At 57.4% G+C, this 25,219-nt stretch carries 19 protein-coding genes and 1 pseudogene; 10 read left to right on the forward strand and 10 right to left on the reverse strand.

From position 1 onward, the window contains the following. Window positions 1–4: 4 nt before the first annotated feature. Complete coding sequence (locus PW789_RS00055; RefSeq protein ID WP_299369983.1) at window positions 5–268, reverse strand: YtcA family lipoprotein; 264 nt, start codon at window positions 266–268, stop codon at window positions 5–7. Then, window positions 265–1,623 (reverse strand): TolC family protein, encoded by a 1,359-nt coding sequence (locus PW789_RS00060; RefSeq protein ID WP_299369985.1) that lies wholly within the window; start codon window positions 1,621–1,623, stop codon window positions 265–267. Before PW789_RS00060 ends, PW789_RS00055 begins: the two co-directional genes overlap by 4 nt. On the opposite strand from PW789_RS00060, the gene PW789_RS00065 reads away from it, so the two are divergent. Next, window positions 1,623–2,393 (forward strand): TetR/AcrR family transcriptional regulator, encoded by a 771-nt coding sequence (locus PW789_RS00065; RefSeq protein WP_299369987.1) that lies wholly within the window; start codon window positions 1,623–1,625, stop codon window positions 2,391–2,393. The genes PW789_RS00060 and PW789_RS00065 overlap by 1 nt on opposite strands. Window positions 2,394–2,407: 14 nt before the next feature. On the opposite strand, the gene PW789_RS00070 is transcribed toward PW789_RS00065, so the two are convergent. The 4 genes from PW789_RS00070 to PW789_RS00085 all read right to left on the reverse strand — a co-directional run bounded on the left by PW789_RS00070 (window position 2,408) and on the right by PW789_RS00085 (window position 7,090). Then, window positions 2,408–3,646, reverse strand: a complete 1,239-nt coding sequence (locus tag PW789_RS00070; protein WP_299369989.1) for a nucleoside transporter C-terminal domain-containing protein — start codon at window positions 3,644–3,646, stop codon at window positions 2,408–2,410. A 104-nt stretch (window positions 3,647–3,750) separates the two neighbouring features. Further along, window positions 3,751–5,058, reverse strand: a complete 1,308-nt coding sequence (locus tag PW789_RS00075) for a GGDEF domain-containing protein (RefSeq protein WP_299369991.1) — start codon at window positions 5,056–5,058, stop codon at window positions 3,751–3,753. Between the two features lie 186 nt (window positions 5,059–5,244). Next, window positions 5,245–6,639, reverse strand: coding sequence for a thymidine phosphorylase (locus tag PW789_RS00080; protein WP_299369993.1), 1,395 nt, complete (start codon window positions 6,637–6,639; stop codon window positions 5,245–5,247). Between the two features lie 19 nt (window positions 6,640–6,658). Then, a complete protein-coding gene (locus PW789_RS00085) occupies window positions 6,659–7,090 on the reverse strand; it encodes a cytidine deaminase (protein ID WP_299369995.1) in 432 nt (143 codons plus the stop codon). Between PW789_RS00085 and PW789_RS00090 the strand changes: the two genes are divergently transcribed. From PW789_RS00090 to PW789_RS00110, 5 genes are read left to right on the forward strand one after another with little or no spacing between them, the layout of a single operon-like run. Then, on the forward strand, window positions 7,089–9,320 hold the full coding sequence (locus tag PW789_RS00090) for a chemotaxis protein CheA (protein ID WP_299369997.1): 2,232 nt from the start codon (window positions 7,089–7,091) through the stop codon (window positions 9,318–9,320). The genes PW789_RS00085 and PW789_RS00090 overlap by 2 nt on opposite strands. Next, complete coding sequence (locus PW789_RS00095) at window positions 9,317–9,829, forward strand: chemotaxis protein CheW (protein ID WP_299370000.1); 513 nt, start codon at window positions 9,317–9,319, stop codon at window positions 9,827–9,829. The genes PW789_RS00090 and PW789_RS00095 overlap by 4 nt, the downstream gene beginning before the upstream one ends. Next, window positions 9,826–10,194, forward strand: coding sequence for a response regulator (locus PW789_RS00100; RefSeq protein ID WP_299370002.1), 369 nt, complete (start codon window positions 9,826–9,828; stop codon window positions 10,192–10,194). Before PW789_RS00095 ends, PW789_RS00100 begins: the two co-directional genes overlap by 4 nt. A gap of 44 nt (window positions 10,195–10,238) precedes the next feature. After that, the gene (gene cheB, locus PW789_RS00105; protein WP_299370004.1) at window positions 10,239–11,447 is read left to right on the forward strand and encodes a chemotaxis-specific protein-glutamate methyltransferase CheB; all 1,209 of its coding nucleotides are present in this window, start codon (window positions 10,239–10,241) and stop codon (window positions 11,445–11,447) included. Next, window positions 11,434–12,267: a CheR family methyltransferase gene (locus PW789_RS00110; RefSeq protein ID WP_299370006.1), complete on the forward strand. Its 834-nt coding sequence runs from the start codon at window positions 11,434–11,436 to the stop codon at window positions 12,265–12,267. The genes cheB and PW789_RS00110 overlap by 14 nt, the downstream gene beginning before the upstream one ends. Before the next feature lie 30 nt (window positions 12,268–12,297). Here PW789_RS00110 and PW789_RS00115 read toward each other — a convergent pair whose 3' ends face one another. The 4 genes and pseudogenes from PW789_RS00115 to PW789_RS00130 form a co-directional block, all read right to left on the reverse strand. Beyond that, window positions 12,298–14,907, reverse strand: a complete 2,610-nt coding sequence (locus PW789_RS00115; protein WP_299370008.1) for a transglycosylase domain-containing protein — start codon at window positions 14,905–14,907, stop codon at window positions 12,298–12,300. A gap of 42 nt (window positions 14,908–14,949) precedes the next feature. Then, window positions 14,950–16,729, reverse strand: a pseudogene (locus PW789_RS00120) (proline--tRNA ligase). Between the two features lie 46 nt (window positions 16,730–16,775). After that, window positions 16,776–17,261: a GNAT family N-acetyltransferase gene (locus PW789_RS00125; protein ID WP_299370010.1), complete on the reverse strand. Its 486-nt coding sequence runs from the start codon at window positions 17,259–17,261 to the stop codon at window positions 16,776–16,778. Window positions 17,262–17,501: 240 nt separating this feature from the next. Beyond that, window positions 17,502–18,497: a KpsF/GutQ family sugar-phosphate isomerase gene (locus tag PW789_RS00130; RefSeq protein WP_299370012.1), complete on the reverse strand. Its 996-nt coding sequence runs from the start codon at window positions 18,495–18,497 to the stop codon at window positions 17,502–17,504. 118 nt (window positions 18,498–18,615) lie between these two features. Here PW789_RS00130 and PW789_RS00135 point away from each other — a divergent pair, with 118 nt between their 5' ends. The 4 genes from PW789_RS00135 to PW789_RS00150 all read left to right on the forward strand — a co-directional run bounded on the left by PW789_RS00135 (window position 18,616) and on the right by PW789_RS00150 (window position 25,057). Next, window positions 18,616–19,233, forward strand: coding sequence for a TlpA disulfide reductase family protein (locus PW789_RS00135; protein WP_299370014.1), 618 nt, complete (start codon window positions 18,616–18,618; stop codon window positions 19,231–19,233). Then, the gene (locus PW789_RS00140; RefSeq protein ID WP_299370016.1) at window positions 19,233–19,718 is read left to right on the forward strand and encodes a protein-disulfide reductase DsbD N-terminal domain-containing protein; all 486 of its coding nucleotides are present in this window, start codon (window positions 19,233–19,235) and stop codon (window positions 19,716–19,718) included. The genes PW789_RS00135 and PW789_RS00140 overlap by 1 nt, the downstream gene beginning before the upstream one ends. A gap of 84 nt (window positions 19,719–19,802) precedes the next feature. Further along, the gene (alaC, locus tag PW789_RS00145; protein WP_299370018.1) at window positions 19,803–20,984 is read left to right on the forward strand and encodes an alanine transaminase; all 1,182 of its coding nucleotides are present in this window, start codon (window positions 19,803–19,805) and stop codon (window positions 20,982–20,984) included. A 638-nt stretch (window positions 20,985–21,622) separates the two neighbouring features. Further along, entirely contained in the window at window positions 21,623–25,057 is a 3,435-nt protein-coding gene (locus PW789_RS00150) for a TonB-dependent receptor (RefSeq protein ID WP_299370020.1), read from the forward strand. Window positions 25,058–25,219: the final 162 nt, after the last annotated feature.

Below are 25,219 nucleotides of genomic sequence, written 5' to 3' on the forward strand. Positions count from 1 at the left end.
CCTATCAGGCAAAGAAGCATAACCAGAGCAGGCAGGTGAACAGCAGTACCATGCTGGGGTAGATCAGCGCTGGATGACCGACTGCATGCAGAAGGCCTTTTCTGCGCAACAGAACGTGGGCAACGCCGGTCAATGCCACGGCAGCGGCCAGAGAGATCATCCAGCCGGGAAAATAGGACCCGACGATCTCAACATTCGGGTTTCTGCTGCATCCGGCTAAAGAGTAGGTCAGCAGTGCAGATACGGCGAAACGGAATGATCGTGTCACGGACGTGCTCCTGTTGCGGGAAGTTTGGGTGGTGCAAGTTGCCCGGTGGCGTAACTGAGAGCGATCTCCGTCTGGAGACGTCGTGCCTGTGCCCGGACCGACTCCTGCCTCGCCTGTGCCAGCTGGCGTTCGGCCTGCACGACGTCGACCAGCGAACGTACGCCATAACCGAAGGCATCGAGGGAGGAGTCATACGAGACCTGTGCCGAATCCAGATAACTCTTTGCGGCTTTCTCTTGCGCAAGCGCAGTCTGGTAGTCGGTATATGCCTCCCAGACCTGGCGCGTTACACTGTCCTGGGTTGCACGCTGTGCTTCGGCAGCAGCCTTCTGTTCGGCGAGAGCAGCCTTTTGTTCATGGCCGCGTGCGCCGTTGAAGACATCCCATTGCAGCTGGGCGGCAACCTGCCACGTGGAGACGCTTGCCGGACCAAGCTGTCCGTAGTCGGCGGTCGGCCACATGCTTGTCTGTCCACCTGCAGCCTGCAGTCCAACCTTCGGAAGATAGGCCGCGTGCGCCGTACGATAAGCCTCTTGAGCATGGCGCAGCTCTTGTGCGCGTGCGAGAAGATCTGGACGCGACTTCCATGCGACCTGAATGAGCTCTTCGACTGAGCGCTCAAAGCTCTCCGCTGCCTGCGGGGTCTCGGGAGCAATCTCGATCGCAGTGGTCGGCTCGATTCCGATTGATTCCGTAAGCGACAGTTTTGCTTTCTCGACTTCGCCTTCGGCGGCGGCAAGGTTGTAACGTGCCTCTGCTTCGCCCGCTACAGCATTTTGAACGTCAGGCAGGGTTGCGCGACCGTTGTCGAACTGCGACTGAGCATTCTTCTGTAAGGTGTCAGCTGTCTGGTGAATGATTTTCGCAGCGTCGAGCAGGCCGAGGGCCTGCTGCGTGCGATAGAACTGCATCGCAGTGTTGTATGCCAGCGTCTGGTGTACGCGCCCAAGGCGCAGTGTCGAAGCGATCTCGAGAGCTTTGCTGCCTTCCAGACGACTTCCGCGACCAAAATCGAGGAGGCTGTAGCGAAGCTCCAGTTGGGCAACGACCTGAGGCTCTTCCACGGTGACATAACCGCGCGGCGCAATAGGCTTTGGGAAGGGAACGATCGCGCGCAGGTCGCTTCCTTGAGCGGCGAGCGTCAACAGAGGAAGATATTCGGCGCGGCTAATGCTGGTTTTTTCGAGGGCACGCTTGGCCTCGGTCCACGCAATACGCCCTTCCGGGCTGGAACTCTCCGCGATGTCGATCAACTCGGGGAGGGTATAGCGATGGCTCTCGTCCAGATGCGGAATCGGTGTGTCCGTCCGGGTCGTGCCGATGCAGCGTGCGGCGTCACGCGTGGTCAGAACCATTGAGCAATCAGGAAGTGGCGGCGGCAAGCTGCTGTTCACTTGTCCAGAAGCAAAAAGGGCTCCTGCGTTCAGGAGAAGGAGGGACAGAAACCATCGAGATCGTGTGTTCGAAATCATGTGTTCGCTGTAAACTAAAATTAGATTACACTGTAAACATGATCATGGCAATAGAAAAAACGAGCCCGTCCACGAAGACAGGAAACCTGCGAAAGCATATCATTGAGGCCGCCAGCCGTGTCCTCATCGAGGAGGGGTACGAGCACCTCTCCCTGCGCCACGTCGCTCAGAAGGCCGGTTGCTCGCAGATGGCAATGTATCGGCACTTTGCCAATAAAGACGCCCTGATTCATTATCTTTGCCTGGAGCTCTATACGAGATTTACCGAAAGGATAAACCGGAAGCTGAATGCCGCCGGCAATGCCGGAGAAAAGGTTCACTTCTTTATTGCGGAGATGATCGGGTTCGCGACTGCCTATCCAGACCACTATTCGCTGATCTTTCTGCAGCGACAGAGCGATCGTTTGCTGAACGAGGAGCGGGATCGTCTGGGAAAGGAGTTCTTGCAGGGGATTCGCGAGGTGGTTCAGGAGCTTCTGTCCCTGGAGACACCAAAAGAGACTGTCGATATGCGATTGCGTCAGATCGTCATGACGCTGCACGGAGCCGCGGCGCTTCTCCTGGCGCATCCGAAGGCCTATGGATTAAGCCGCAATAAGGCGATCCAAGACACGGAAGAGCTTGTCGGTTGCATCCTGCGCGCCGATAGGTAACCGAGCCTGCACGCCTAGCGGATCAGCAGCGAGACGATGCTGGCGCTCATCAGATTGGCCATTGTGCCAGCCAGCATAGCGCGAAGCCCAAGCTGCGCGAGGTCGTTTCGCCGATTCGGCACCAATGCTCCGATGCCTCCGATCTGCATGCCGATCGATCCGATATTGGCAAAGCCACAGAGAGCGAAGGTTGCAATGGAGAAGCTTCTGGGAGAGAGCTGTGACTTCATCAGGCCGAGCTGCGTGTAGGCGACAAATTCGTTGAGAACAGCTCTGGTGCCTAGAAGGTTGCCGATGGCGCGGGCTTCATGCCACGGAATGCCGATGATTGCTGCTACAGGCGCCCCGACGACTCCCAGGACGGAGTTCAGAGAGTGTGGAAAGGGGATGTGCCCGTGGGCCCAGAGAAAATTGGAGATGCCCAGCATGATTCCGTTGAAGAGTCCGACGAGAGCGAGGAAGCTGATCAGCATAATGGCAACGTTGAAGGCCAGCTTTCCGCCGTCGATGGTGCCTCGAGCAATAGCGGCGATGAAGTTGTCGCTGGAGTGCTCTTCCTGCGGCGGCATCTTCACGGTTCCTGCGGTCGCCGGAACCTCGGTCTCGGGGACAAGCATCTTGGCAACGAGAATAGTTCCCGGAGCTGTCATGATGACGGCGGAGAGAAGATCCTGTGCGTTGATGCCAAAGCTAATATAGGCGGCCATGATGCCGCCGGAGACGTGCGCCATGCCGGAGGTCATGATGGTCATCAACTCCGATCGTGTCGCTCCGTCGAGGAAGGGGCGAATCGTCAGCGGAGCTTCCGTCTGTCCCATGAAGATCGAGGCTGCCACATTGGTGGATTCCGCGCCACTGGTTCCCATGGTGCGCTGCATGACCCAGGCCACGACGCGAATGATCTGCTGCATCAGGCCGATGTGATAGAGGATGGCAAAGAACGCTGAGACGAAGATGATGGTTGGCAGGACGGCGAAGGCAAAGATGGAAAGAGGATTGCCCGGAGTGCCAAGCGACCCGAAGACCATCGAGGAGCCATCCACCGAGTGCGCCAGCAACGACGTGACGACGACAGAGGCTTTATGCAGCAGCGTCTGTCCGTAACTCCACTTAATCACCAGGATGGCAAAGAAGATCTGGAGACTGAGCCCCCACGCCACCGTTCGCCACCGAATGGCGCGCCGATCCGTGGAGAAGGCATACGCGAGTCCGAGGAAAACAATGAGACCAAATAGACCGATGAACCGAGACAAAGGTGAGTCGCTCCCTGCCGTGCTGTGATGGCGTGTGGGATGAGTGTAACGGTTTACCGGGGCGCTGAACCAGTGGTTTGTATCGCCGCGAGAACGCTGGGAGGCTAATGTCCACCTGCCATGTGGCTCCGAAACCGTCCGCTCGCGGTGAGGGAAGGCACGCTGTCCAGGCGGATATGGCGTAGCGGTGTCCGCTTCTGTTTGAGCGAATACATGCGCAGGTCGGCGATGCGCAGCAGGCGCGTCGAATCGGCCGCGTCATCGGGGAAGATCGCGATGCCAATCGAGGCCGAGACCCGCAATGTCTGGTTGTCGTAGAGAAGTGGACGCTCAATAATCGAGCAGATCCTATCGCTGATCTGTTCGATCGATTGTGTTGCTTCCGGATTGCAGGTGACCAGGGTGAACTCATCTCCTCCGAGCCTCGCCATGGCGTCGAAGCCGCGAAGGTTTTCTCGTAGCGATGTAGCGACGTGGCGCAGCATCTGATCGCCGGCCTGGTGTCCGAAGTTATCGTTAATCTGTTTGAAACCATCGAGATCGAGCATGAAGAGAGCCAGTGTGGTCTCGGATCTGCGGCAGCGGTCGAGTGCTATCGAGAGCTGATCCTCGAAGGCCCTGCGGTTAGGAAGGCCGGTGAGCTCATCGTGTAGCGCAAGCCAGCGATTGCAGCTGAGCTGTTGCTCGAGCATCACCAGGATCATACCGATCGAGATTAGTGACTTCTGCATATTCCAAACATGCGATGCAATGTCTGCATAGGCACGGAAGGTGACGATGAACGGGTGAACAAAGAAGCAGATCGACCAGATGAAGAAGCCCGTCATGATCGCGAGCCTCCCGGTGCTTTGGGTGGGTAGTCTCTTTTGAAACTTGATGCCGGCGATGGCATAGACCCCGGAGAGGCTCCAGTAAACCGCATCCCGATATTTGCCATGGTCGACGAGTATCCCGATGGCGATCCAGCCGGCAAGATGAACAACCGTGGAGAAGCGCGGACGGTGAAGGATAATGGAGCTGCCGATGGCCGTCAGCACGCCAACCGCGATCCATGGATAATAGGGGGCTGGACGAAAGATATGCAGGCCGTAGGTCGTGTTGATGGCTAGCAGCGGAAGCCCGTTAATAACCAGATACAGCATCCGGGTCATTGCGGGGATAGGATGTTCGCGGGAGTCCCAGCAGAAGACCAGCCCAGCCAGAAGATAGCAGTCCACTACGACGACATGCAGAACGGTCGCTGGCAAGCCGTCAGGCGCGTAGAAGATATGCGCCATGGACTCGACCAGTGTAATGAGAAGTCCTATCAGCCAGAGATCTGTATGCTCCTGGGGATGTTTTCGGCGCATCAGTAGCAGGATGGCGATGAGGATCGCCAATGCAGAGAGATCAGGGAGAAAGGCGTAGTTCATCAAGGGCTCCATACTTTGTTCTGCCAGCAGGCCTCTTTTTTTGCTGTCAAAAAGAAGTACGGGGCCCGGAATTGAGCCTGCCGGTGGGATTCGCGTGCCAACATTATCCGCGAAAGATCGAGGGAAGCAATAGTGAAAAAACGACTCTTGCCGCACTTTAGCCCGCTAAAGGCTTTCTCTGTGGCTTTAGGAGATGCTTTCGTGCCCTGCCGCTGAGACCACTTCACGCAGCAAGGGGGGAGCGTTCACGGGTTTCTCCGATATCACCAGGGTATCGAGCAGCATCTTTCGAGGTTCTTCCAGAAGGGACTCGTCCTCGCTGAAGAGCGTAAACAGAGCCTGCCCCTCCTCCACGCGCTGGCCCAGTTTGGCATGGGATTCGATGCCCGCGTGAGCGCTGACGGGATCGCCCGGCTTGGCTCGACCTGCTCCCAGGCGCTGGACCGCCCACCCGACCTGCTTGCAGTCCATCGATGCCAGGTAGCCGGGCCGGCTGGCCTTGATCACGGTTGATGCCTGTGGTCGATGGTGGCTTGCCGGGTCCTCAAAGACGGAGAGGTCTCCGCCCTGCGCTTCGACGATCCCCAGCCATGCCCGGTATGCTGCTCCTGAGGTGAGGATCTCATCAGCCAGCCCAGCGCCTTCTTCCGGGGTCTTTGCGCGGCCGGCAAGGTGAAGCATCGAGCCCGAGAGAAGATTCGACAGTTCGATCAGGTCTGCGGACATCGGATGGCGAACCTGTTTCATGATGTCGACGCACTCCCAGACCTCCACCCAGTTGCCGGAGAATCGGCCCAGTGGCTGTTCCATGTTCGTCAGTAAGGCGACCGTACGCGTTCCGGCGCGCTCGCCGGTCTGCACCATCAACTCCGCGAGGAACCTGGATTGTTCGTAGCTCGGCATAAAGGCACCCGAGCCAACCTTGACGTCCAGCACCAGTGCGTTCAGGCTCTCCGCCAGCTTCTTGCTCATGATGCTTGCGGTGATAAGAAATGGGGACTCGACTGTGCCGGTATGATCGCGCAGAGCGTAAAGTGTGCGGTCGGCTGGCACGATCCGCGGGGTCTGTCCGATGAGCGCCGCCCCGCAGCGGCGGAGAACCTCGGCCAACTGTGCGAGTCCGAGCTGGGTGTTGAAGCCGGGGATTGTTTCGAGTTTGTCGAGGGTGCCGCCGGTATGCCCCAGGCTGCGTCCACTGATCATCGGCACACAGATGCCGGGAACCTCTTCCGATGTCGGTGTAGCAATGCCGGCCGCCGCGAGAATCGGGGCAATCAGCAGCGACGTCTTATCTCCCACGCCTCCGGTCGAGTGTTTGTCTATGGTAAAAGTCTTCAACGAGGAGGCATCGAAGGTATCCCCGGAGAATCGCATCGCGGCGGTCAGAGTGGCCAGCTCTCTGGCGTCGAGACCCTTGAGAAAGACGGCCATAAGGAAGGCAGCAATCTGGGCATCTGTGACCAGCTGCCGTTCGCCAGTGCGTTCCACGATAGCGCGGACAAAGCCTTGGATCTCTTCGTCGCTTAGTGCTGCACCGTCGCGTTTATGAAGGATGACATCGATGGGGTGAATTTGATTCATGAGGATTAACCGGGATGCCCTACTCTGCAAGAACGAAGGCGTGAGGCAGAAGAGCGGCGATGGTGGATTGCGTCATCTGGCCGTCTTCTGCAGGGAAGCAGACTAATGTATCGTGCGAGCTGAATTCCTGGATGGTTTGACGGCACGCACCGCAGGGCTGACATGCAGATTGGTTGAGGTTGACGATGACCACGGTACGGATGCGAATCGCCGGGCCGTAAAGCGCCACCGCCGAACTGATCGCGGCCTGCTCCGCGCATGTGGTGAGGCGGTACGAGGCGTTCTCCACGTTGCAGCCCTGCGACGTCCGGCCATCTTCCAGCAAAACGGCCGCGCCGACACGAAAGCCGCTATATGGAGCGTAGGCCTTGGCAGCGACAGCGAGTGCCAGCTCTCGCAGCTGTTCGAACTGGGAGTTGCTGACGGTGCCGGCTGATTCATTTTGAGACATGGCACTGAGGCTAAAGGCTGCGAACGGCAAAGGCAAGCGCGAACAGTTCACGCGATTGGCACCGTCGTCCGATAGAAGCGTTGTGGACGACCTGACGAAAGAATTCATTACGGAAAGCCAGGAAGGGCTCGATCGCATGGAGCGATGCCTGACTGAGCTTGAGGCAAGACCGCAAGACAGCGCACAGCTGGTCGGCGAGATCTTCCGTGCGGTGCACACCATCAAGGGAACGACCGGCTTCCTCGGCTTTTCGCGGCTCGAAAAGCTGGCGCACGCCGGCGAGTATCTGTTGGGCTCCTTGCGCGAAGGCCGGCTTGCGGTGACCGAGGAACTTGTCAGCGGGCTGCTTCGTCTCCTGGATGGTCTGCGCGCCATCGTACAGCTGATTGAGGATACGGGGAATGAAGGCGAGCAAGGCAGCGCGGACGATAAGGCGCTGATCGCGGAGCTCGCCGCTTTAAACGAAGAGGAGCCGCCCACGGCCGGCGGAGCGCATCTGGCTCCGATCGTCGTCCCCACAGACCCGGCGGCAGTTGAGCCGGGTGCCGGGTCGCCGTCCGTAGCGGTCGCTGTTCAGAGCGCAGTAGGCTCCAACGACAAGACCTTGCGCATCGACGTCGATGTCCTCAACCGGATGATGAACCTGGTCGGTGAGCTGGTGTTGACGCGCAATCAGATGCTGCAGAGCGGCGTCGAAGCGACCAATTTTCCCGAACTTGCACGCAGGCTGGACAGCGTGACGGCGGACCTGCGCGAGACCGTCATGCAGGCCCGTATGCAGCCGGTGGGCAATCTCTTTGGAAAATTCCCGCGCATGGTGCGCGACCTGGCCAGGACCTGTGGGCGCGAAGTGCGGATCGAGTTCTTCGGCCAGGAGACCGGTCTAGACAAGAGTCTTTTGGAGGCGATCAAGGACCCTCTAACCCACGCCGTCCGTAATTCGGTCGATCATGGTATCGAACCTCCTGCGGAGAGACTCCGCGCAGGGAAGTCTTCAGAGGGCTGCGTCACGCTGAAGGCTTTTCATCAGGGAGGCTCGGTCGTCATCGAGGTCTCTGATGACGGCGGCGGCATCGCGACAGAAAAGGTGCGAGCCAAGGCGGTTGAACGCGGCCTTGTACCTGCAGACACAGCGGCTGCCATGAGCGAGCGCGAGGTCCTGCAGTTAATCTTCCTGCCGGGTTTTTCAACCGCTGCCGCTGTCACTACGGTCTCTGGCAGAGGGGTTGGTATGGATGTCGTCCGTGCCAACATCGAAAAGGTGAACGGAAGCGTTGAGCTGGACTCGAAGGTTGGCGTGGGGACGACCCTGCGCCTGCGGGTCCCTCTGACGCTGGCTATTGTTCCTGCTCTCGTTGTGCGCAGCGGCCGTCAGAGCTTCGCTTTGCCGCAGACGACGCTGGTGGAGCTGGTTTATATTCCCACGCGCGATGCTGCCAAGGTGATTGAGCGCGTGGGGGCGGCAGAGGTGTATCGCTTACGCGATCGGCTACTGCCGATGGTCTGGCTGGATCGCCTGCTCGGCCTGAACAACGCCACGGATCATCATGGCTTTTACATGGCTGTTCTGGAAGCGGAAGGATGCCGCTATGGCCTGGTCGTCGATGATCTGTTGGCCCCGGAAGAGATCGTCGTTAAGCCCCTCTCAACGGTATTGCGCGAGATCGGCCTGTTCTCCGGGGCAACGGTTCTTGGAAACGGAACGCTTGCGTTGATCCTCGATATCGCTGCAACAGCTGCCCGAGCGGGAGTCAAGCCGGTTGCAGAGGAGGACGAGGATCAAGTTGTCGAGGTGCATCAGACGGACGAAGAATCCTTCCTTGTATTTGAGGACAAGGCGCGAGAGCGCACGGCGCTGCCGCTTGAGATCGTGGAGCGCATCGAAAGTGTTCCCCTCAGCCAAGTGGAGTATGCCAATGGTCGGCCGCTGTTGCAATACCGTGGCGAGCTTCTTCCCCTGAGAGATGATGGCCGCGTCCTCGATGAGGTCGAACTTGCCGGCGGAAACCTGGATGATGTTGCGGCGACCATCCTCATCTGCGGGGAGGCGGGATCGAAGACCGGACAACGGATGGGTGTCGTCGTCCGCCGTGTGCTGGATGTCTCTGAGGGGTCTCTGATTCAGGACGACGGTGCTGCGGGCGGCGGTGAGCTGGCGCTGGTCAAAGACAGGCTCACCACGATCTTTCGTGGCTTCGAGCAGAAGCCTGATTGGAAGGAGGTCGCATGAAGACAGCTGTGAAGCAAGAGATGATGCTCGAAGAAGCTGAGAACGTCTCCCTCTGTTCGATGTTTGCGGGAGAGGATATCTTCGGTATCGATACCGCACAGATTCGCGAGGTTCTCGGAAAGCGTGACCTGGAACGTGTCCCCATGGCGCCTGCATTCGTTGCTGGTGTAGTGCCATATCGGGGTGATGTTCTGACGACGGTGAGCTTTCGTGCACTTCTTGGCCTTCCGGAGAGTGCCGAGGCAGGATGCGTTCTGGTTCTGGAAGACGATGATGTTCGTGAACGATTTGGGTTGGTTGTAGACAGCGTCGGCGGAGTTGTCACCGTCAATAGCCGTATGCTCGAGGTGAATCCCTGCACCCTGGAGTCACGATGCAAGTGGCTCTTCGATGGAGCGTACAAGATGCCGTCCGGGCTTATGGTCAGGCTGGACCCGCAAAAGCTGCGTCCCACGCGCCTTGCAGAGTCAGGCATGTTCCGTCAGGGTTCTAGTGGTGATGCCGCATGAGGGTCCTCATCGTCGATGATTCGATCTTTGTCAGAGAGTACATGCGCAAGCTGCTTGGCAGGATGGGGATCTCCTGCATGGAGGCGTCGAACGGGAGCGCAGCGCTGCAGGTTCTCGCCGAAGAGAATACCTTCGATCTCCTTCTCCTCGACGTTAATATGCCGGTCATGAATGGGCTTGAGTGTGTCAAGGCCATCCGCAATTCCAAACTGCAACCGGAGATGAAGGTCATGATGGTCACCACGGAGGCCGATAGTGCACTCATCTCGCGAGCGCTCGATCATGGCGCGGATGAGTTTCTGATGAAGCCGTTTACCCCCGAGAGCCTGCGGGAAAAGATGATGCTCCTCGGGTTTGCTGCCTGAGTGCACAAGCAGCCTCATTTAACCAGGGAGAGGGGACGTTTGGCATGGGAGTCTTCAAGGAGCGCACCCTGCGTGTGCTGGCAGCGGACGATTCCGCGGTTATGCGAGGGATCATGCGCACGCTCTTTATGCGCCATGGTGAGTCGCGTGGAGAACTGCCGCGTATGGAGCTTGCGGGCATAGCGCGCGACGGCATGGAATGCCTCGAGGAGATCGCAAAGCTCGCTCCCGATGTGCTGGTGCTTGATCTGGAGATGCCGCGCATGGACGGGCTTGAGGTACTCGACAGGCTGCGCGCGATACGCAGCAAGGTGCCGGTGATCATGTGCAGCTCGCATACCGAGCGCGGCGCCCGGGCGACGCTGGATGCGCTTGCGCGTGGAGCTTCGGACTACGTCATGAAGCCAACCGGCCACCATGACTTTGAGAGCGCACTGGCGTCACTGAGCCAGCAACTTCTTCCCCGGATCGCAGCGTTGGCCTCCAACTCTCTGCGGCAGTCAAAAGTGCCGGGCGCGATACCGCTCAATGAACCTACCGGTGCAATCGTCCGTAGAGAGTCCTGTAGCGCGGTCGAGGTGGTCGTCATTGGAGTCTCAACCGGAGGGCCAGCAGCTCTCGAGCAGCTGCTGCCACAGCTTCCAGAGGATTTTCCCGTGCCCGTGCTGGTCGTCCAGCACATGCCGAAGCTCTTTACCGGAGTCCTTGCCGAGAGACTCAATCGCTTCTGCCGGCTGAAAGTCGTCGAAGCAAGTCATGGCGTTCCCCTATGCGCAGGAGCTGTCCTTCTGGCTCCCGGGGATGCCCATATGGAGATCATGCCCAAAGCGGTTACTCGTCCCGGATCGTTGGAAGTAGTCCGCGGCTTTGCGGCGAAACTTCACTACCAGGAACCGCTGAACCACTGCAGGCCTTCGGTGGATTATCTCTTTCACTCAGCAGCTCGCCTCTACGGCGCCGGGACTCTGGCCCTGGTGCTGACAGGGATGGGGTCGGACGGTCTTGAAGGGGCTCACGCCATTGCTGCTGCGGGGGGCACGGTGCTTGCTCAGGATGAGATGTCGTCGGCGGTATGGGGTATGCCGGGCAGGATCGCGGAGTCAGGTATCGCGGCAGCGGTGCTGCCTCTCTCTGTGATCGGCCGCGAGATTACGCAACGCGTCAAAAGGAGCCGGAAGGGGCGTTCCTTGCCTGGTGTTGATATTGCAGAAAAGCCGCAGCGGTCGCCGGAGGTAGTTCATGGGCTGCTCTGATGCGGACTATGCTTACCTGCGCGAGATTGTCTTTCATCAGTCAGCTAATCTCATCGATCCGTCGCGAAATGCTTTGTTTGATCGCAGATTGATCTCTGTCACGCGCATGGCAGGCGTCTCCAGTTTGAAAGATCTTGTTGCGATGCTTAAGGGACGCCGTCCTGCCCATCTGCATCGCGCCGTCGCCGAGGCGATGACGATCAATGAGACTAGCTTCTTTCGCGATGTGAAGCCTTTTGATCTGTTGCGAACGGCGATTCTCCCCAGATTGATTGAGAGCCGAAGGGCGACGCGACAGCTTCGCATCTGGAGTGCGGCCAGCTCTACCGGTCAGGAAGCCCACAGCATGGCGATGCTGCTTCTCGAACGGTTTCCGGAGGTCGCATCCTGGGACGTTGAGATTGTCGGAACGGATATCTCCAGCCGCGTCATCGAGTACGCTCAACGCGGCCGTTATCGCAGGCTGGAGATCAATCGTGGGCTTCCGGCTTCCATGCTGCTTCGTTATACGATCCGTCACGGCGAGGAATGGGAGATTGTCCCGTCTGTGCGCTCCCTCTGCCGCTTTGTTTGCGCCAATCTGTGCGCGCCACTGCCTCCGCTACCCAGCTTTGATCTGGTGCTCCTGCGTAATGTCTTGATCTATTTTTCTCTGCAGGATCGAAACGTGGTCTTTCGTTCGGTTCACCGACAGATGGCAAGTGATGGCTACCTGCTGCTGGGCAATGCCGAGCAGGCCGAGGAGTCCACGGATCGATTCAACATAGAGTTTTCAGAAGAAGAAAGGTCGTACTTTTACCGCCCCGTCCAGATGTTATGAGAAACGTCAGCTGGACGAGGCGGCCAGGATCTACTGCGGTGGTTGGCCAGAGTTGGGATCGGTCTTTTTGTCGTCGTGGCCGCCACCGAAGATCTTCTGGAAGATGTTCTTCTTCTTTTTGGTCTCCTGGGCTGGCTGATCCGTTGCCGCAGGTGCAGCCGCGTTCGCCGGCTGAGCAGGTGTCGGTGTTACCCCATTCGGAGCCTGTGCCCTTGGGGTAACGTAAGGTGTTGCGGCAGGAGAATCCTGATGTCCACCTAAGCCGAGAATCTTTTGAATGAAATTTTGTGGGTTATCTGACATCTGCGTACACGAGCTTGTCGGAGCAGTCCCGTCCAGGAACGCCACCGACATACTCTTATCGGTGCAGGATGCATCAGAGAGAAGCCCCGTGGCACGATCGATCCGGGCTATGGAGACACCCTCCGGCGGAGAGAAGGGCTTTACGTCAGAGTACTGAGGAAGCTTGATGGCATGCTTCATAAACTCTGCCCAAATGGGGGCAGCGGCATCAGCTCCTTGAATTTTAATGTCGGTATAGTCATCGTTTCCGACCCACACCACGCAGAGCAGGCTTGAGGTGTAAGCCGCAAACCATGCGTCGTGTTCCGTTCCCGTCTTACCGGCGGCGGGAGCCGTGAAGCCTCGACCGCGGACCGTGCCGCCCGTACCGTAGTTCATCACGGCTTCCATGAGGGACTGTGTCAGGTAGGCGACGCGAGGATCTAAGACCTGCTTGGCCTCGGCGGAGTAATCTGCCACGATATCGCCCGAGGAGTTGCGTACGGAAGCGAGCATCCACGGCTTGATATGGACGCCGTTGTTGGCAAAGACCGTATACGCTCCAGCCATGTCGATTGGCGTTGCGTTATAGGTTCCGATCGCGACCGACGGAGTTCCACGAGCGTTGACGATGCCAGCAGAACGGGCGAGCGAGGCGACGTTGTTATAGCCCACCTCCTGCGCCAGCGAGATGGTCGCGATGTTCAGCGAGTGCGCCAGCGCATCGACTGCCGTTACCATGCCAGGGTATTCACCCTTCACAAAGTTATTGGGCATATAGGATTTGCCCGCTGTGCCAAAGTCCTGAAGATCATCGTTGATTCGGGTAACGGCAGTGAAGGGACCGTTGCCATCAAGATTTGTCCCGTTCAGAGATGTATTGTAGGCAGCGGCATAGACAAAAGGCTTGAAGATCGAGCCAGTCGGTCGTTGAGCGACCGCGTGATTCAGTTGTGAGGCCGCATAGCTTCGTCCGCCGACCAGGGCGAGAATCTGCCCGGTATGAGGATTCATTGCGATCAGCGCAACCTGAGGATAGGTAATGGGGCCGCCTTCCTTCTTGCGCTCGTATCGCTTCCGGACGAGCTCGTCGACGTCCTTCATGCCAGCTTCAACTGCCTCTGAAGCCACCTGCTGCAGCTCAGGATCGAGCGAGGTGTAGATCCGCAGGCTTTGGTGTGCAAGATCCTGATCGTTGATCCGTTGGACCAGTTGGTCGTGCACCATATCGACGAAATAGGGCGCTTCGCTGGCATCGACATTCGGAGCAGCCAGGCGCAGTGGCTCTGCCTTGGCTCGCGTGGCCTCACTCTGCGTAATCGCATTCGTTTCCACCATCGATTCGAGCACGACGTTACGGCGTGTCAGCGCACGTTCGGGATGACGATAGGGGTTGAGACGGCTGGGACTCTGGATCATGCCGGCGAGCAGGGCGCACTCTGCCGTATCCAGCTGCTTCAGGTCTTTGCCGAAGAAGGCCTGTGATGCTTCACCCAGGCCATTAATGTCGTAGCTGCCGCGATGTCCCAGGTTGATCTGGTTGGCGTACATCTCGAAGATCTGCTGCTTCGAGAAGCGCGACTCCAGCTGGAAGGTGATCATGATCTCGATCATCTTGCGCTTGAGCTGCTTCTCCGGTGTAAGGAAGAAGCCGCGCGCCAGCTGCATGGTGATGGTAGAGCCACCGCAACGCTTGCGGCCGCTGGCGACGTCTTCGATGCCGCACTTGATGATGCGCAGGAAGTTTACGCCGCTGTGCTCGAAGAAGTTGCGATCTTCGATCGAAGTTACCGCCTCAACCATGCGCGGCGGTATGTCCTTATAGGTGATAATCCGTCGTTTGGTGCGGCTGTTGTCCTCGGAGAGAGCCGTAATCAGCAGAGGCTCTAATTCATAGGCGCTTAGAGACGCACCATTCTCGGCCGTAATCCTCTGAACGACGCCACCGGGGGTAGAGATCGTCGCGCCATCGGTGGTGTGGTAGCTCTGCGGCCCGGGCTTGATGAAGATATTCTCGCCCTTGATCTCGTACGTACCCAGCTGCGAGTTGTAGTTATATCCAGCGCGCCGTAGCTCGACGCCGATTCGATCGGCCGAGATCTTCTGGCCGGGGCGAATCTCGCGTGGAGCAGCGTAGATCTGCGAGATATTTGCGAAGATCGGGCCGCCATGCAGCCTTTGATCGACGACGTGCTCGTACTTGAAGTAGTAGTAGCCGAGTACGGAGATGGCAACCACCACGCAACCGAGTACAAAGACCAAAAGTCCGCGCACGATGCTGTTATCCAGATGCAGCCGCTCGATCAGGCTCCGGTTCCCACTCGCTTTATTGCTGCCGTATTTGAGTTTGACGGGCAAGGCGCTCTTTCTTATATGACGTTTGACTGCGCTACCGGGGAGCTAAGGTTGTAGGGCCGATGTTATCTGATTCGTTACCAGGCTTGCGGCCTGATCCAGTGCAACATCTTGCGTCTGTTTGCTCAGCCGGTCAACGAATTCAACCTTACCTTCGGCGACACCGCGTCCGATGTTGATTCGATAGGGGATGCCGATCAGATCGGCGTCTTTAAACTTCACGCCCGCCCGCTCATCACGGTCGTCGAGCAGGACATCGAGCCCCTTGGCGGAGAGTTCAGCGGCTACCTGTTCTCCTGCAGCCAGCAGACTGGCGTCCGCGTACGTTCGTAATAGTGACGACAACTTGGAACGGAGCGATCGCCGGATGCAGGGCGTAGGCCGATCCGCCGTTTGCCGCTGCCGAGGACTCGATGGCAGAGGTAAGAATGCGCTCGATACCGATGCCGTAGCTGCCCATGATCGGTGTAACCTCTTTGCCGTCTCGATTCAACACAGAGGCACCCATCGACTTCGAATACTTGTAGCCGAGCTTGAAGATGTGTCCGATTTCGACGGCCTTACCCAGGCGCAGCGGAGAACCGTCAATCGGGCAGCCCTCGCCTTCGAGGATATTGCGCACGTCAGCCACCAGCGTCGGTTTGAAGTCGCGCATGGGAGTCATGTTACGGAGGTGATATTCCTCTTTATTCGCGCCAGCGATCAGGTTCGTGCGTCCTTCGAGAGCCTTGTCGAGGATGACAAGCGTTCCCGGCTTCTTCGGATGAGGTGCCGGTTCGACGCCGATGGGGCCGAGATAGCCTGCGGGAGCCTTGAAGACTTCGACAATCTCCTCTGGAGTCATCGGACGCAGCTCGCCACCGCTGATGGCTCCAAGCTTCGCCTCATTCAGAGAGTGATCGCCGCGCAGGAAGACGACGACCGGACGCGTCTTACCCAGCTTGGCGTGGTCGGCTTTAGGCAGTTCCGCAATGTAGGCCATCGTCTTGATCTGGTACTGCGGCTTCACGCTCAGAAAGGTGCCGACCTCTTCGATGGTGCGCTGATTTGGCGTGTGAACAAGCTCCGGCAGACCGTCGCCGGTAGGAGCCAGATCCTCGATAGCCTCGAGACGAGAGGTCGCCTTCTCGAGATTTGCAGCGTATCCCGATGCGGAGCTGGCAATCAGATCCTCACCGGCATCGGTGTAGACCATGAACTCCTGCGAGGCCGACCCTCCCATGGCGCCCGAATCTGCTTCGACGGCGATGAAGTCCAGACCACAGCGCTTGAAGATCGTGCGGTAGGCCTTGTCATGCTTGTTGTAGCTTTCGTCCAGGCCTGCCTCATCGATATCGAACGAGTAGGCGTCCTTCATGATGAACTGGCGCACGCGCAGCAGACCCGACTTGGGACGCGGCTCGTCGCGAAACTTCGTCTGGATCTGATACCAGATCTGTGGCAGCTGTTTATAGCTGCGCAGTTCATTGCGGGCGATCGAGGTCATGACCTCTTCGTGCGTCATGCCAAGGCACAGGTCGGCGCCCTTGCGGTCCTTCAGGCGGAACATGTTTTCACCCATCACTGCCCAGCGGCCTGACTCTTCCCACACTTCGCGAGGATTCAGCGCGGGCAGCAGGAACTCCTGGCCGACCTTGTCCATCTCTTCGCGCACGATGGCGACGATCTTGTTGACCGAGCGATTGCCCAGAAACAGGTAGCTGTAGATACCAGAGCCCAGCTGGCGGATGTATCCGGCGCGCAGGAGGAGCTTGTGGCTTGCGACCTCGGCGTCTGCTGGGGCCTCACGAAGGGTTGGAATAAAAAGTTGGGACCAGCGATGCATGCGTCTGTATAACCTTTTCTGTCCGTTCGGTTTAATCTTTCCTATTCTAACTTCCGCAGTGGAGTTGCGCAGAATCGCCGGTGGACAGCCGATAGCGGCACTTTTTGGGATGTCCTGACTGGTGAATGATGCAGTCCGAAGGGACCTCAACTATCTCTACGAACTCTGCGCCGGCCAGTTCCAGGGATCTTCTGGATGCCATATTCTCAGGATCGCAGGTGATCCACAGCGGGTCGATCTCAAGTTTGGCTGCCAACGGAGTGAGCAGCAGGACGCTTCGTGCTGCCATGCGGTGCCCGCGATGCTCAGGTAGCACGCTGTAGCCGATGTGTCCTGCGTACCGATGGATGTGCTCGGATGAGCCTATCCGCAGGCGAATGGTGCCGAGCGTTTCGCCCGTCTGCGTTCTGCGCATTTGAAACTGATATGTGGGAGTCCGGTGAACCTGATTTATCCCAAAGCTCTCAAGGATGAGGGATAGATCTCTGTCGCATAATTCGCCAGGTTCAACAGGAACAATCTGATCATTCATGGAGACCTCGTGTCGGCGAGCTGATGCGAACCCTGAGCGGGGCGTAGCGTTCAAGAGCTTCAGCAGATTGGAGCAATGAGAAATGCCATTCCTGATATCTCCCGATATCTTCTGCTAAGTCTTTTGATTATAACGTTCCGTAGGATCTACGTGATGGGTGGTGGGAGGCACGATTTATCAGAACAAGAGCGGCGGCATCAGCTACGGCGTCCAGGCGGAGACATGATGGTAGGCGGGGCTTTAGAGCAGCTCCAGCGTCCAAAGGTCGTGCAGGTGCAGCACACCCTCAGCCTGTCCGTTAGAGCGGACGACGATCAGAGAGGTAATCTTCTTCTCCTCCATTAGCGCCAGGGCAGAGGATGCGAAGGCAGATCCTGCAATCGTCAGAGGGGCGACGTTCATGATATTTTCGGCGGCATGGTCGAGGGCCTTGCCGCCGTCGCGCTCCAACAGGCGGCGCAGGTCGCCGTCCGAGATCATGCCCAGCAGCTGGCCATCTCCATCGAGAACGGTCGTCATGCCCAGTTGTTTTCGGGACATCTCATAGATGACGTCGGGCATGGGCGTCGATGGACCCACGTGGGGAAGGGCATCACCCGTGTGCATCAGGTCAGATACTCGCGCTAGCTTCTTGCCAAGTCGGCCGCCGGGGTGAAGTTCGGCAAAGTCCTCGGCCTTCCAGCCGCGACGGCGGCTTACCTCGAGCGCAAGGGCATCCCCCAAGGCTAGCATCACGGTGGTGGAGGCGGTGGGAGCAAGATTGTTTGGGCATGCCTCTGCGGAGACGCTGGTGTCCAGCACCACATCGCCTGCCTCAGCGAGGGTTGAGTTTGCGTTGCCACAGAAGACGATCAGCCTGTCTGCCAGCCTCTTCAGCAAGGGAATCAGGCGAAGCAGCTCTTCGGTCTCACCGCTTGCCGACAGGGCAATAACGGTATCACCGCGCGACAGCATTCCTAAGTCGCCATGGATGGCTTCGGCGGGGTGCAGGTAATGTGCCGGCGTTCCGGTCGAGCGCAGCGTTGCCGCAATCTTGCGGGCGATGAGGCCGCTCTTGCCGATTCCAGTCACAATGACGCGGCTGCGGCGAGCGAACGAATCCAGCAGTAGAGAAACGGCCTGCTCAAAATGGCCCAACATCGTGCCGTCGAGCCTGGCTGCAAGTTCTTCAAGGGCCTTGGCCTCGATCCGGATGAACGATGAGGGCGCTGGCGATCCTGTGGCGTAGTCGGACATCGTACTGAGGTTAGCAGAGCACGGCGCATGCTATCTGCCACCGAAAAGCCCGGTTTGCGTCTAAACTGAATAAGATGGCCCAGCGTTCTTTGCGGGCGGAAGGATAACAGGCAAAGCGATGCGGAGAGTACTGGTTCTTGGCGTAATGGTAGCCGGCATTGCGCTGATGCTGTGGGCTGGCTGGCACAACCTGCGGGAGCGCAAGCTGGCGATGCAGAAGGCGCGCGATAGCCAGGTGATGCTGATACCCGATAAAGGCGGCGAATCCGCAGGCGATATGCCGCAGATGCTCGGTAAAGTTGCACCCGCCTTCTCGCTGACCGACTTGGAGGGGAAGAAGGTTTCGCTGGCGGACTACAAAGGACGCCCGGTTCTAGTGAACTTCTGGGCGACGTGGTGTGGACCCTGCAAGGTCGAGATGCCTTGGTTTGAAGAGTTTCGCAAGCAATACGCCGCGCAGGGATTCGAGATCCTGGGGCTGACCGATGATGCCGATGCTGGCAAGGACCTGATCGCCAAGGTCGCGGGCAAGGCTGGTGTCACGTATCCCATCCTGTTGACCGACGGTAAGGTGCAGACCACCTATGGTGGCCTCGAAGTGCTGCCCATGTCGTTCTATGTGGATCGCAACGGTGTGATCGTCGAGCAGACAGCTGGTCTGGGCTCGAAGGATCAGATTGAGGCCAACATCAAAAAGGTGATCGCTTCGGGTTCGACGCAGGCAGGTGGGATGTGATGCGTTCGATGGTGATGGTCGGAGTTCTGCTGGGAGTAAGTACAGCTTCGTTCGCCCAGTTAGGCGGCTTGAATGGTCCTGCGGTAAAGCCGAAGCAGTATATTGCCTACACGGCAGAGGAGCAGGCGGTTCAGGCAGGGAAGAAGTCGACCATCGAGCTGATCTTCAAGGTGGCCGAGGGCTACCATGTGAACTCGCATACCCCGAAATCTGAGCTACTGATTCCCACCAATCTCACACTGAAGCCTGTGCAGGGTGTAACGACCGCGGTACCGGAGTATCCTGCGGGAATCTCCTATAGCTTCAGCTTCGAGCCAAACGAGAAGCTGGATGTCTATACAGGGACCTTCAAGGTCAAGGTTCCAGTGGTTGCGACTGCGGGCACGCATACCGTTGAAGCAACGCTGCGGTATCAGGCCTGCGATCACGCGGCGTGCTACCCGCCAAAGAGCCTCCCCATCGCAATCGCAGTAACCGCGAAGTAGCGGACGCAGATTTTTCCTGCGGCCGCTATATAGAGCGGCCGCTTTGTAATGCATGATGTTTCTACGAGGGTGAGCGGTAGGGCAATGGACGAGTTCAGAAGACTGAAGAGACTGCCGGCGTATGTGTTCAACATTACGGGCGAGATGAAGGCAGCAGCCCGTAAACGCGGTGAAGACATCATTGACTTCGGGATGGGAAATCCCGATGGGGCAACCCCGAAGAATATCGTCGATAAGCTGATCGAGGCGGCGCAGAAGACGCAGACACACCGCTATTCGCTGTCGCGTGGTATCCCGCGCCTGCGCCGTGCGATCTCCAACTGGTACAAGACACGCTACAACGTCGATATCGACCCTGAGACCGAGGCGATCGTCACGATCGGCTCCAAAGAGGGTATTGCCCATCTGTGCCTCGCGGTGCTGGATGATGCCGATACCGTCGCCGTGCCGAATCCCAGCTATCCCATCCACATCTTCGGTCCTGTGATCGCCGGATCGCGCGTGCAAAGCATCAATATCGCGGACTCAACCGCCGACGAGGTTCTGGCGCGCCTGGAATATGAGTTGCCGCGTATGGAGCCGAGACCGAAGATCCTCATCCTCAACTTTCCAGCCAACCCAACGACACAGTGTGTCGACCTTCAGTTCTTCGAGCGGTTGGTGCCTCTCTGCAAGGAACTCGGCATCTTTCTGATTCATGATCTGGCCTATGCCGATCTGGTCTTTGATGGCTACCGCGCTCCAAGCGTGCTCGAGGTTCCCGGCGCCAAGGATATTGCGGTTGAGTTCTTCACGCTCTCCAAGAGCTATAACATGCCAGGCTGGCGTGTCGGTTTCATGGTGGGGAACAAGCAGCTTGTCGCCGCACTGGGGCGTATCAAGAGCTACTTTGACTACGGCACCTTTACGCCGATCCAGGTTGCTTCGATCCAGGCCCTGGAAGGCCCGCAGGATTGCGTTAAGGAGATCGTCGAGAACTATAAGAGCCGTCGCGACGTTCTGGTTCCGGGACTGAACAAGTTGGGCTGGCCGGTCGAGCTGCCAAAGGCGACGATGTTTGCCTGGGCGAAGATCCCGGAACAGTATCGCTCGCTCGGCTCCATTGAGTTCTCCAAGAAGCTCTTGACCGAGGCCAAGGTGGCCGTCAGCCCCGGTGTAGGCTTTGGCGAACACGGTGATGGCTATGTCCGTTTCTCCCTCATCGAAAATGAGGAGAGGACGCGACAGGCGTTGCGCGGTATCAAGCAGATGTTTCGCAATGTCTAGGTAGCTTCAGCAATTTCGCAAGGAAAGAGTCCGGGGAACCGGGCTCTTTCCTTTTTATCGATCTTCTATGCGGTAAAGGCGTCTTGGGGTGGATGTCGCCTGGGCTATCCGTGGAGGTATTCCTTTGTGCTGGCACGCCAATAGCGGCGCAGGAACTTCCCGTTGCACCGGCACCTGCCACATCCAGCCAGCAGGTTCCCGATTTCCCCACGCCCTTCTGTAAAGGCCGTCAAATTCGACGAATCGAGCTGCTATTTCAGCGCTCATGCACAAGTTAGACATGTGCTGCAGTTCACTCCGAAGGACGCCTTCTCAACATAAATAGACCGCGCACCTGACGGAATGCGAGCAGCGACCATAGGCAAAGGCCGGAGGGCATAGGAGGCATCCTCGATCTGGCTTTTCGCGAGACCTTCAGAGCGGAAGCATCAGTCATTAGCTGTAATTGCTTTTTATTTCGATTTGGTTTCCAAGATCGCGACAAAAGGAATTGTCAAATACTTTTTCCTTATTTCGATTGGAGTGTTTAGCCAAACAAAAGTTTTGACATGTTATTTTTTCGCGATTAGACTGCGCTAACAAAGATCATAAAAGATATAAACAGTAATACAACGTAAACGAAGCGAACAGGAGGTAATATGCACCACCTCGCACGCCGTGCAGCCTTCATGCTACTTACTCTTAGCCCCCTCTCCCTCTTTGCCCAGAAAGATTCCGCGACTCTTCAGGGACTAGTCACCGATGGAACAGGGGCCGTTGTTCCTGGGGCAAAGGTTCTGGCGAAACAGACCGAAACCAACGCGACCTACAATGTGCAAAGTGATAGTGCGGGCCAGTGGACACTTAGTCCCGTAAAGATTGGCACCTACACGGTGACGATCTCGGCGGACGGTTTTCGTCCCACGGTCTTCTCCGCGGTCAAAGTTGATGTCCAGCAACGCCAGCAGCTGGACTCCAAGCTGCAAACAGGCTCGAACAATGAAGTGATCACTGTAACGGAGCGAGCTCCACTGCTGGAGACCAGCACGTCGGAGCGCTCTCAGCTGATCGACAGCCAGACGATGGTGAATCTTTCACTCAATGGTAGAAATCCCGTGCAGCTTGCCCAGCTATCTGCCGGTGTCACGATGAGCGAGCCCGGATCGCGTGATGAAAGTGGCTATGGTTTCAGTGCCAACGGAGCCCGCTCGCTGCAGAATAACTTTCTGCTTGATGGAATCGACAACAACTCGTATCTCCCGGACCTCCTGAACGAGACAAACTATGTCATCATGCCTTCGGTCGATGCGTTGCAAGAATTTCGCGTAAGCACGAATTCCTATTCGGCTGAATTCGGACGCGCTACCGGTGCGGTGGTGAATGCTTCGCTTAAGAGCGGTACGAATCAATTTCACGGAGTGGTCTACGAGTTTCTTCGCAATGAGGCCTTCGATGCCCGCAACTATTTTGATACGCGCCGTCCACCCTATAAGCAGAACCAATTTGGCGCGACGCTGGGCGGCCCGATCGTCCGCAATAAGCTCTTTTTCTTCGTGGACTATGAAGGCCTCCGTATTCGCCAAGGACTGACGGATGTTGCCCTGGTTCCTACGCAGGCACAGCGAAATGGAGATTTCTCCAGTCAGCTTGATCTATCGTCACCAACCGGAGTCAGCGACTGCAACGGAATGTCGACCTATGCAGGAGAGCTCTTCGATACGAAGAAGACCCAGGCATCTGCTGCGAGCAGCAGCGGCTACTGCGGAGTTCCATTCGGCTATAACGGTAACCTGCCCTCCAATGTGATTCCGGCGAGCAGGCAGGATGGCCTTGGCGCGAAGCTGGCAGCCCTTTACCCACAGCCAAACTACAACGGTTCTGGTTACAACTACGCTTACAATCCCATCCAAACCCGCAACCGTGATCAGGGCGATGCTCGTGTCGATCAGACGCTTGGACATAACGATACTGCGTTCTATCGCTTCAGCATGTCGCGCCAGCCTGCTGTCATCCCAGGACCGTTTACAGGACTCGCCGATGGAGGAGGCTTCTTCACCGGTATCGAGCAGAACAATGGATATAGCATCGCGGCGAGTGAGACGCATATCTTTTCCCCGAAGCTGGTCAATGAGTTTCGCATCGGCTACAACAGGCTTCATTCAAGCCGTTATCAATTCAACTACGGTGAAGATGTTTCGGGAACAATAGGCTTCCCGGGTGTCCCCTATACTCCAGGTACGGACAACGGCGGCCTTCCGCAACTCTCGTTCAACGACATGGCGACGATTGGCAGTCCAACCTATCTTCCATCGAATGAAATTCAAAACACGTACATCCTCTCCGACACGTTGACCAGGGTGATGGGCAGCCACAGCCTCAAGTTTGGTGGGGAGGTGCGCAGGCAGGAGTTTACGATCTATCAGCCTGCGGCTCCGCGCGGCTACCTGTCGTTCGGAACGCAATACACCGACAATCCTGCAGCCCAAGGATCTGGCGGAAGTGGATTTGCAACGCTGCTGACAGGGCAACCGGGAAGTGGCGGAATCAACAACTTGAACAACGTCGATTACTTCCGCAATGCATGGAGCGTCTTCGCGCTGGACGATTGGCGCGTAACGCCCCGGCTTACATTCAACCTTGGCATCCGCTACGAGTATTACTCTCCCATCACCGAGCGGCATAATGCTCAGGCGAATTTCAATCCTGATACAGGCCAGCTCGATATTCCTCGCAGCAGCAATGTGTCCCTGACGCCCACACTGGCCACGTTGCTGACCGTCAATCACAATGCTCCAAACGCACTGATTGCGGCAGACCGCAATAACTTTGCTCCACGTGTTGGTCTGGCCTACAGCATCTCGAAGAATCTCTTATATCGCTCAGGATTCGGTATGTTCTTCAACGGCGATGAAAATGGACCGTACAGCAACCCAAGTCCAGGATTCAACCCACCGTATTTCTCGAGTCAGAGCTTCAATGCGAATTGTAGCCAGTCGGCTTATACCGGAAGTGCTGTCGACTGTTCTGTCCCAGGTTTGGAACAGCTTTCGAATGGATTTCCGAGTACGTCTCTGAGCGATCCGAATACCCCAAATCTCTTTTCGGAGAATCCACGTCTTCGTACGCCTTATGTCATCCAGTGGCACGGCACGCTTCAGTACCAGGCAGGCACCTCGACTGTGCTGGAGCTGGGATATGTAGGCTCCAAGGGGACGAAGCTGTATACCTTCAGCAACCTGAACCAGGCTGCGCCAACTGCGGATGCCTCATCGCCAACGGCATCCAGAAGACCGTTTCCGATGATCAATGCATCCATCAGCAACTTAAATGGATGGGGTTATTCCTTCTACGACGGCCTGCAAGCGCGCGTGGAGCATCGATTTGGCAATGGCCTTTCGGCACTGGTGAATTACACCTACAGCCACGCGCTCGGCAATTCGTCCAATGCGAATCTCGGTTCGCAGAATAACGATAGCTTCCGGTGGAGCAAGCACCCCGAATGGGAGTACGGCAATCTCGACTTCGATGTGCGGCATCGTTTTGTTGCCAGCTACACTTACCAGCTGCCGATCGGCCGCGGGAAACTTCTCCTGGGCAATATGGGAAATTTTGCAAACGTGGTCATCGGCGGATGGCAAACTTCCGGGATTGCTACGCTTTCCACCGGAACATACTTCACGGTGACGGACTCGAACGCTGGTTTTGCGAACTCTGATGGTCAGCAGCGTCCTGACTTTGTTCCAGGAGTGAAGGCCTCCGATAAGCCGTGTGTCGCAGGAACTTACTTCAATACCTGCGCGTTTGCGGATCCTGCACTTGGTTCATTCGGAAATGTTTCGCTCAATAGCCTGAAGGGGCCGGGCATGATTAGCTGGGATGCCTCGCTGATGAAGGAAGTTCCCATTCATGAGACCACACACCTTGAATTCCGGGCGGAGTTGTTCAACGTGCTCAACCATACGAACTTCCTTTTCGCGGCTCCGGGGCCGCAGAACGGAATCAACTCGACTGTTATGGGAAGCAGTCAATTCGGTTACGTGACCGCCGCGCGCGATCCACGACAGATTCAACTGGCACTCAAACTGTATTACTAATCGGAAGATAAGATTGAGAATGGGAGGCCACCTCTACACGCTTCTCATTCTCAAACCTCTTCGGCCATCGGAACTTCAACGCTGGTTAGGCATGTCTTCTAGCGAAAATGCGAGCGCTTTAGAAGGGGACTCCGCATAAATGCAGCCCGGGATGGGCTCTCA

The sequence above is a fragment of the Edaphobacter sp. genome (assembly GCF_028283685.1).
Lineage (GTDB): Bacteria > Acidobacteriota > Terriglobia > Terriglobales > Acidobacteriaceae > Edaphobacter.

What these genes read in the sequence shown, in the direction of transcription:
- PW789_RS00060 (WP_299369985.1), bottom strand. Translation starts at nt 1,623, where the DNA reads ATGGTTCTGACCACGCGTGACGCCGCACGCTGCATCGGCACGACCCGG.
- PW789_RS00075 (WP_299369991.1), bottom strand. Translation starts at nt 5,058, where the DNA reads ATGAACTACGCCTTTCTCCCTGATCTCTCTGCATTGGCGATCCTCATC.
- PW789_RS00080 (WP_299369993.1), bottom strand. Translation starts at nt 6,639, where the DNA reads ATGAATCAAATTCACCCCATCGATGTCATCCTTCATAAACGCGACGGT.
- PW789_RS00090 (WP_299369997.1), top strand. Translation starts at nt 7,089, where the DNA reads ATGGCACTGAGGCTAAAGGCTGCGAACGGCAAAGGCAAGCGCGAACAG.
- PW789_RS00085 (WP_299369995.1), bottom strand. Translation starts at nt 7,090, where the DNA reads ATGTCTCAAAATGAATCAGCCGGCACCGTCAGCAACTCCCAGTTCGAA.
- PW789_RS00095 (WP_299370000.1), top strand. Translation starts at nt 9,317, where the DNA reads ATGAAGACAGCTGTGAAGCAAGAGATGATGCTCGAAGAAGCTGAGAAC.
- PW789_RS00100 (WP_299370002.1), top strand. Translation starts at nt 9,826, where the DNA reads ATGAGGGTCCTCATCGTCGATGATTCGATCTTTGTCAGAGAGTACATG.
- cheB (WP_299370004.1), top strand. Translation starts at nt 10,239, where the DNA reads ATGGGAGTCTTCAAGGAGCGCACCCTGCGTGTGCTGGCAGCGGACGAT.
- PW789_RS00110 (WP_299370006.1), top strand. Translation starts at nt 11,434, where the DNA reads ATGGGCTGCTCTGATGCGGACTATGCTTACCTGCGCGAGATTGTCTTT.
- PW789_RS00125 (WP_299370010.1), bottom strand. Translation starts at nt 17,261, where the DNA reads ATGAATGATCAGATTGTTCCTGTTGAACCTGGCGAATTATGCGACAGA.
- PW789_RS00130 (WP_299370012.1), bottom strand. Translation starts at nt 18,497, where the DNA reads ATGTCCGACTACGCCACAGGATCGCCAGCGCCCTCATCGTTCATCCGG.
- PW789_RS00135 (WP_299370014.1), top strand. Translation starts at nt 18,616, where the DNA reads ATGCGGAGAGTACTGGTTCTTGGCGTAATGGTAGCCGGCATTGCGCTG.
- PW789_RS00140 (WP_299370016.1), top strand. Translation starts at nt 19,233, where the DNA reads ATGCGTTCGATGGTGATGGTCGGAGTTCTGCTGGGAGTAAGTACAGCT.
- alaC (WP_299370018.1), top strand. Translation starts at nt 19,803, where the DNA reads ATGGACGAGTTCAGAAGACTGAAGAGACTGCCGGCGTATGTGTTCAAC.
- PW789_RS00150 (WP_299370020.1), top strand. Translation starts at nt 21,623, where the DNA reads ATGCACCACCTCGCACGCCGTGCAGCCTTCATGCTACTTACTCTTAGC.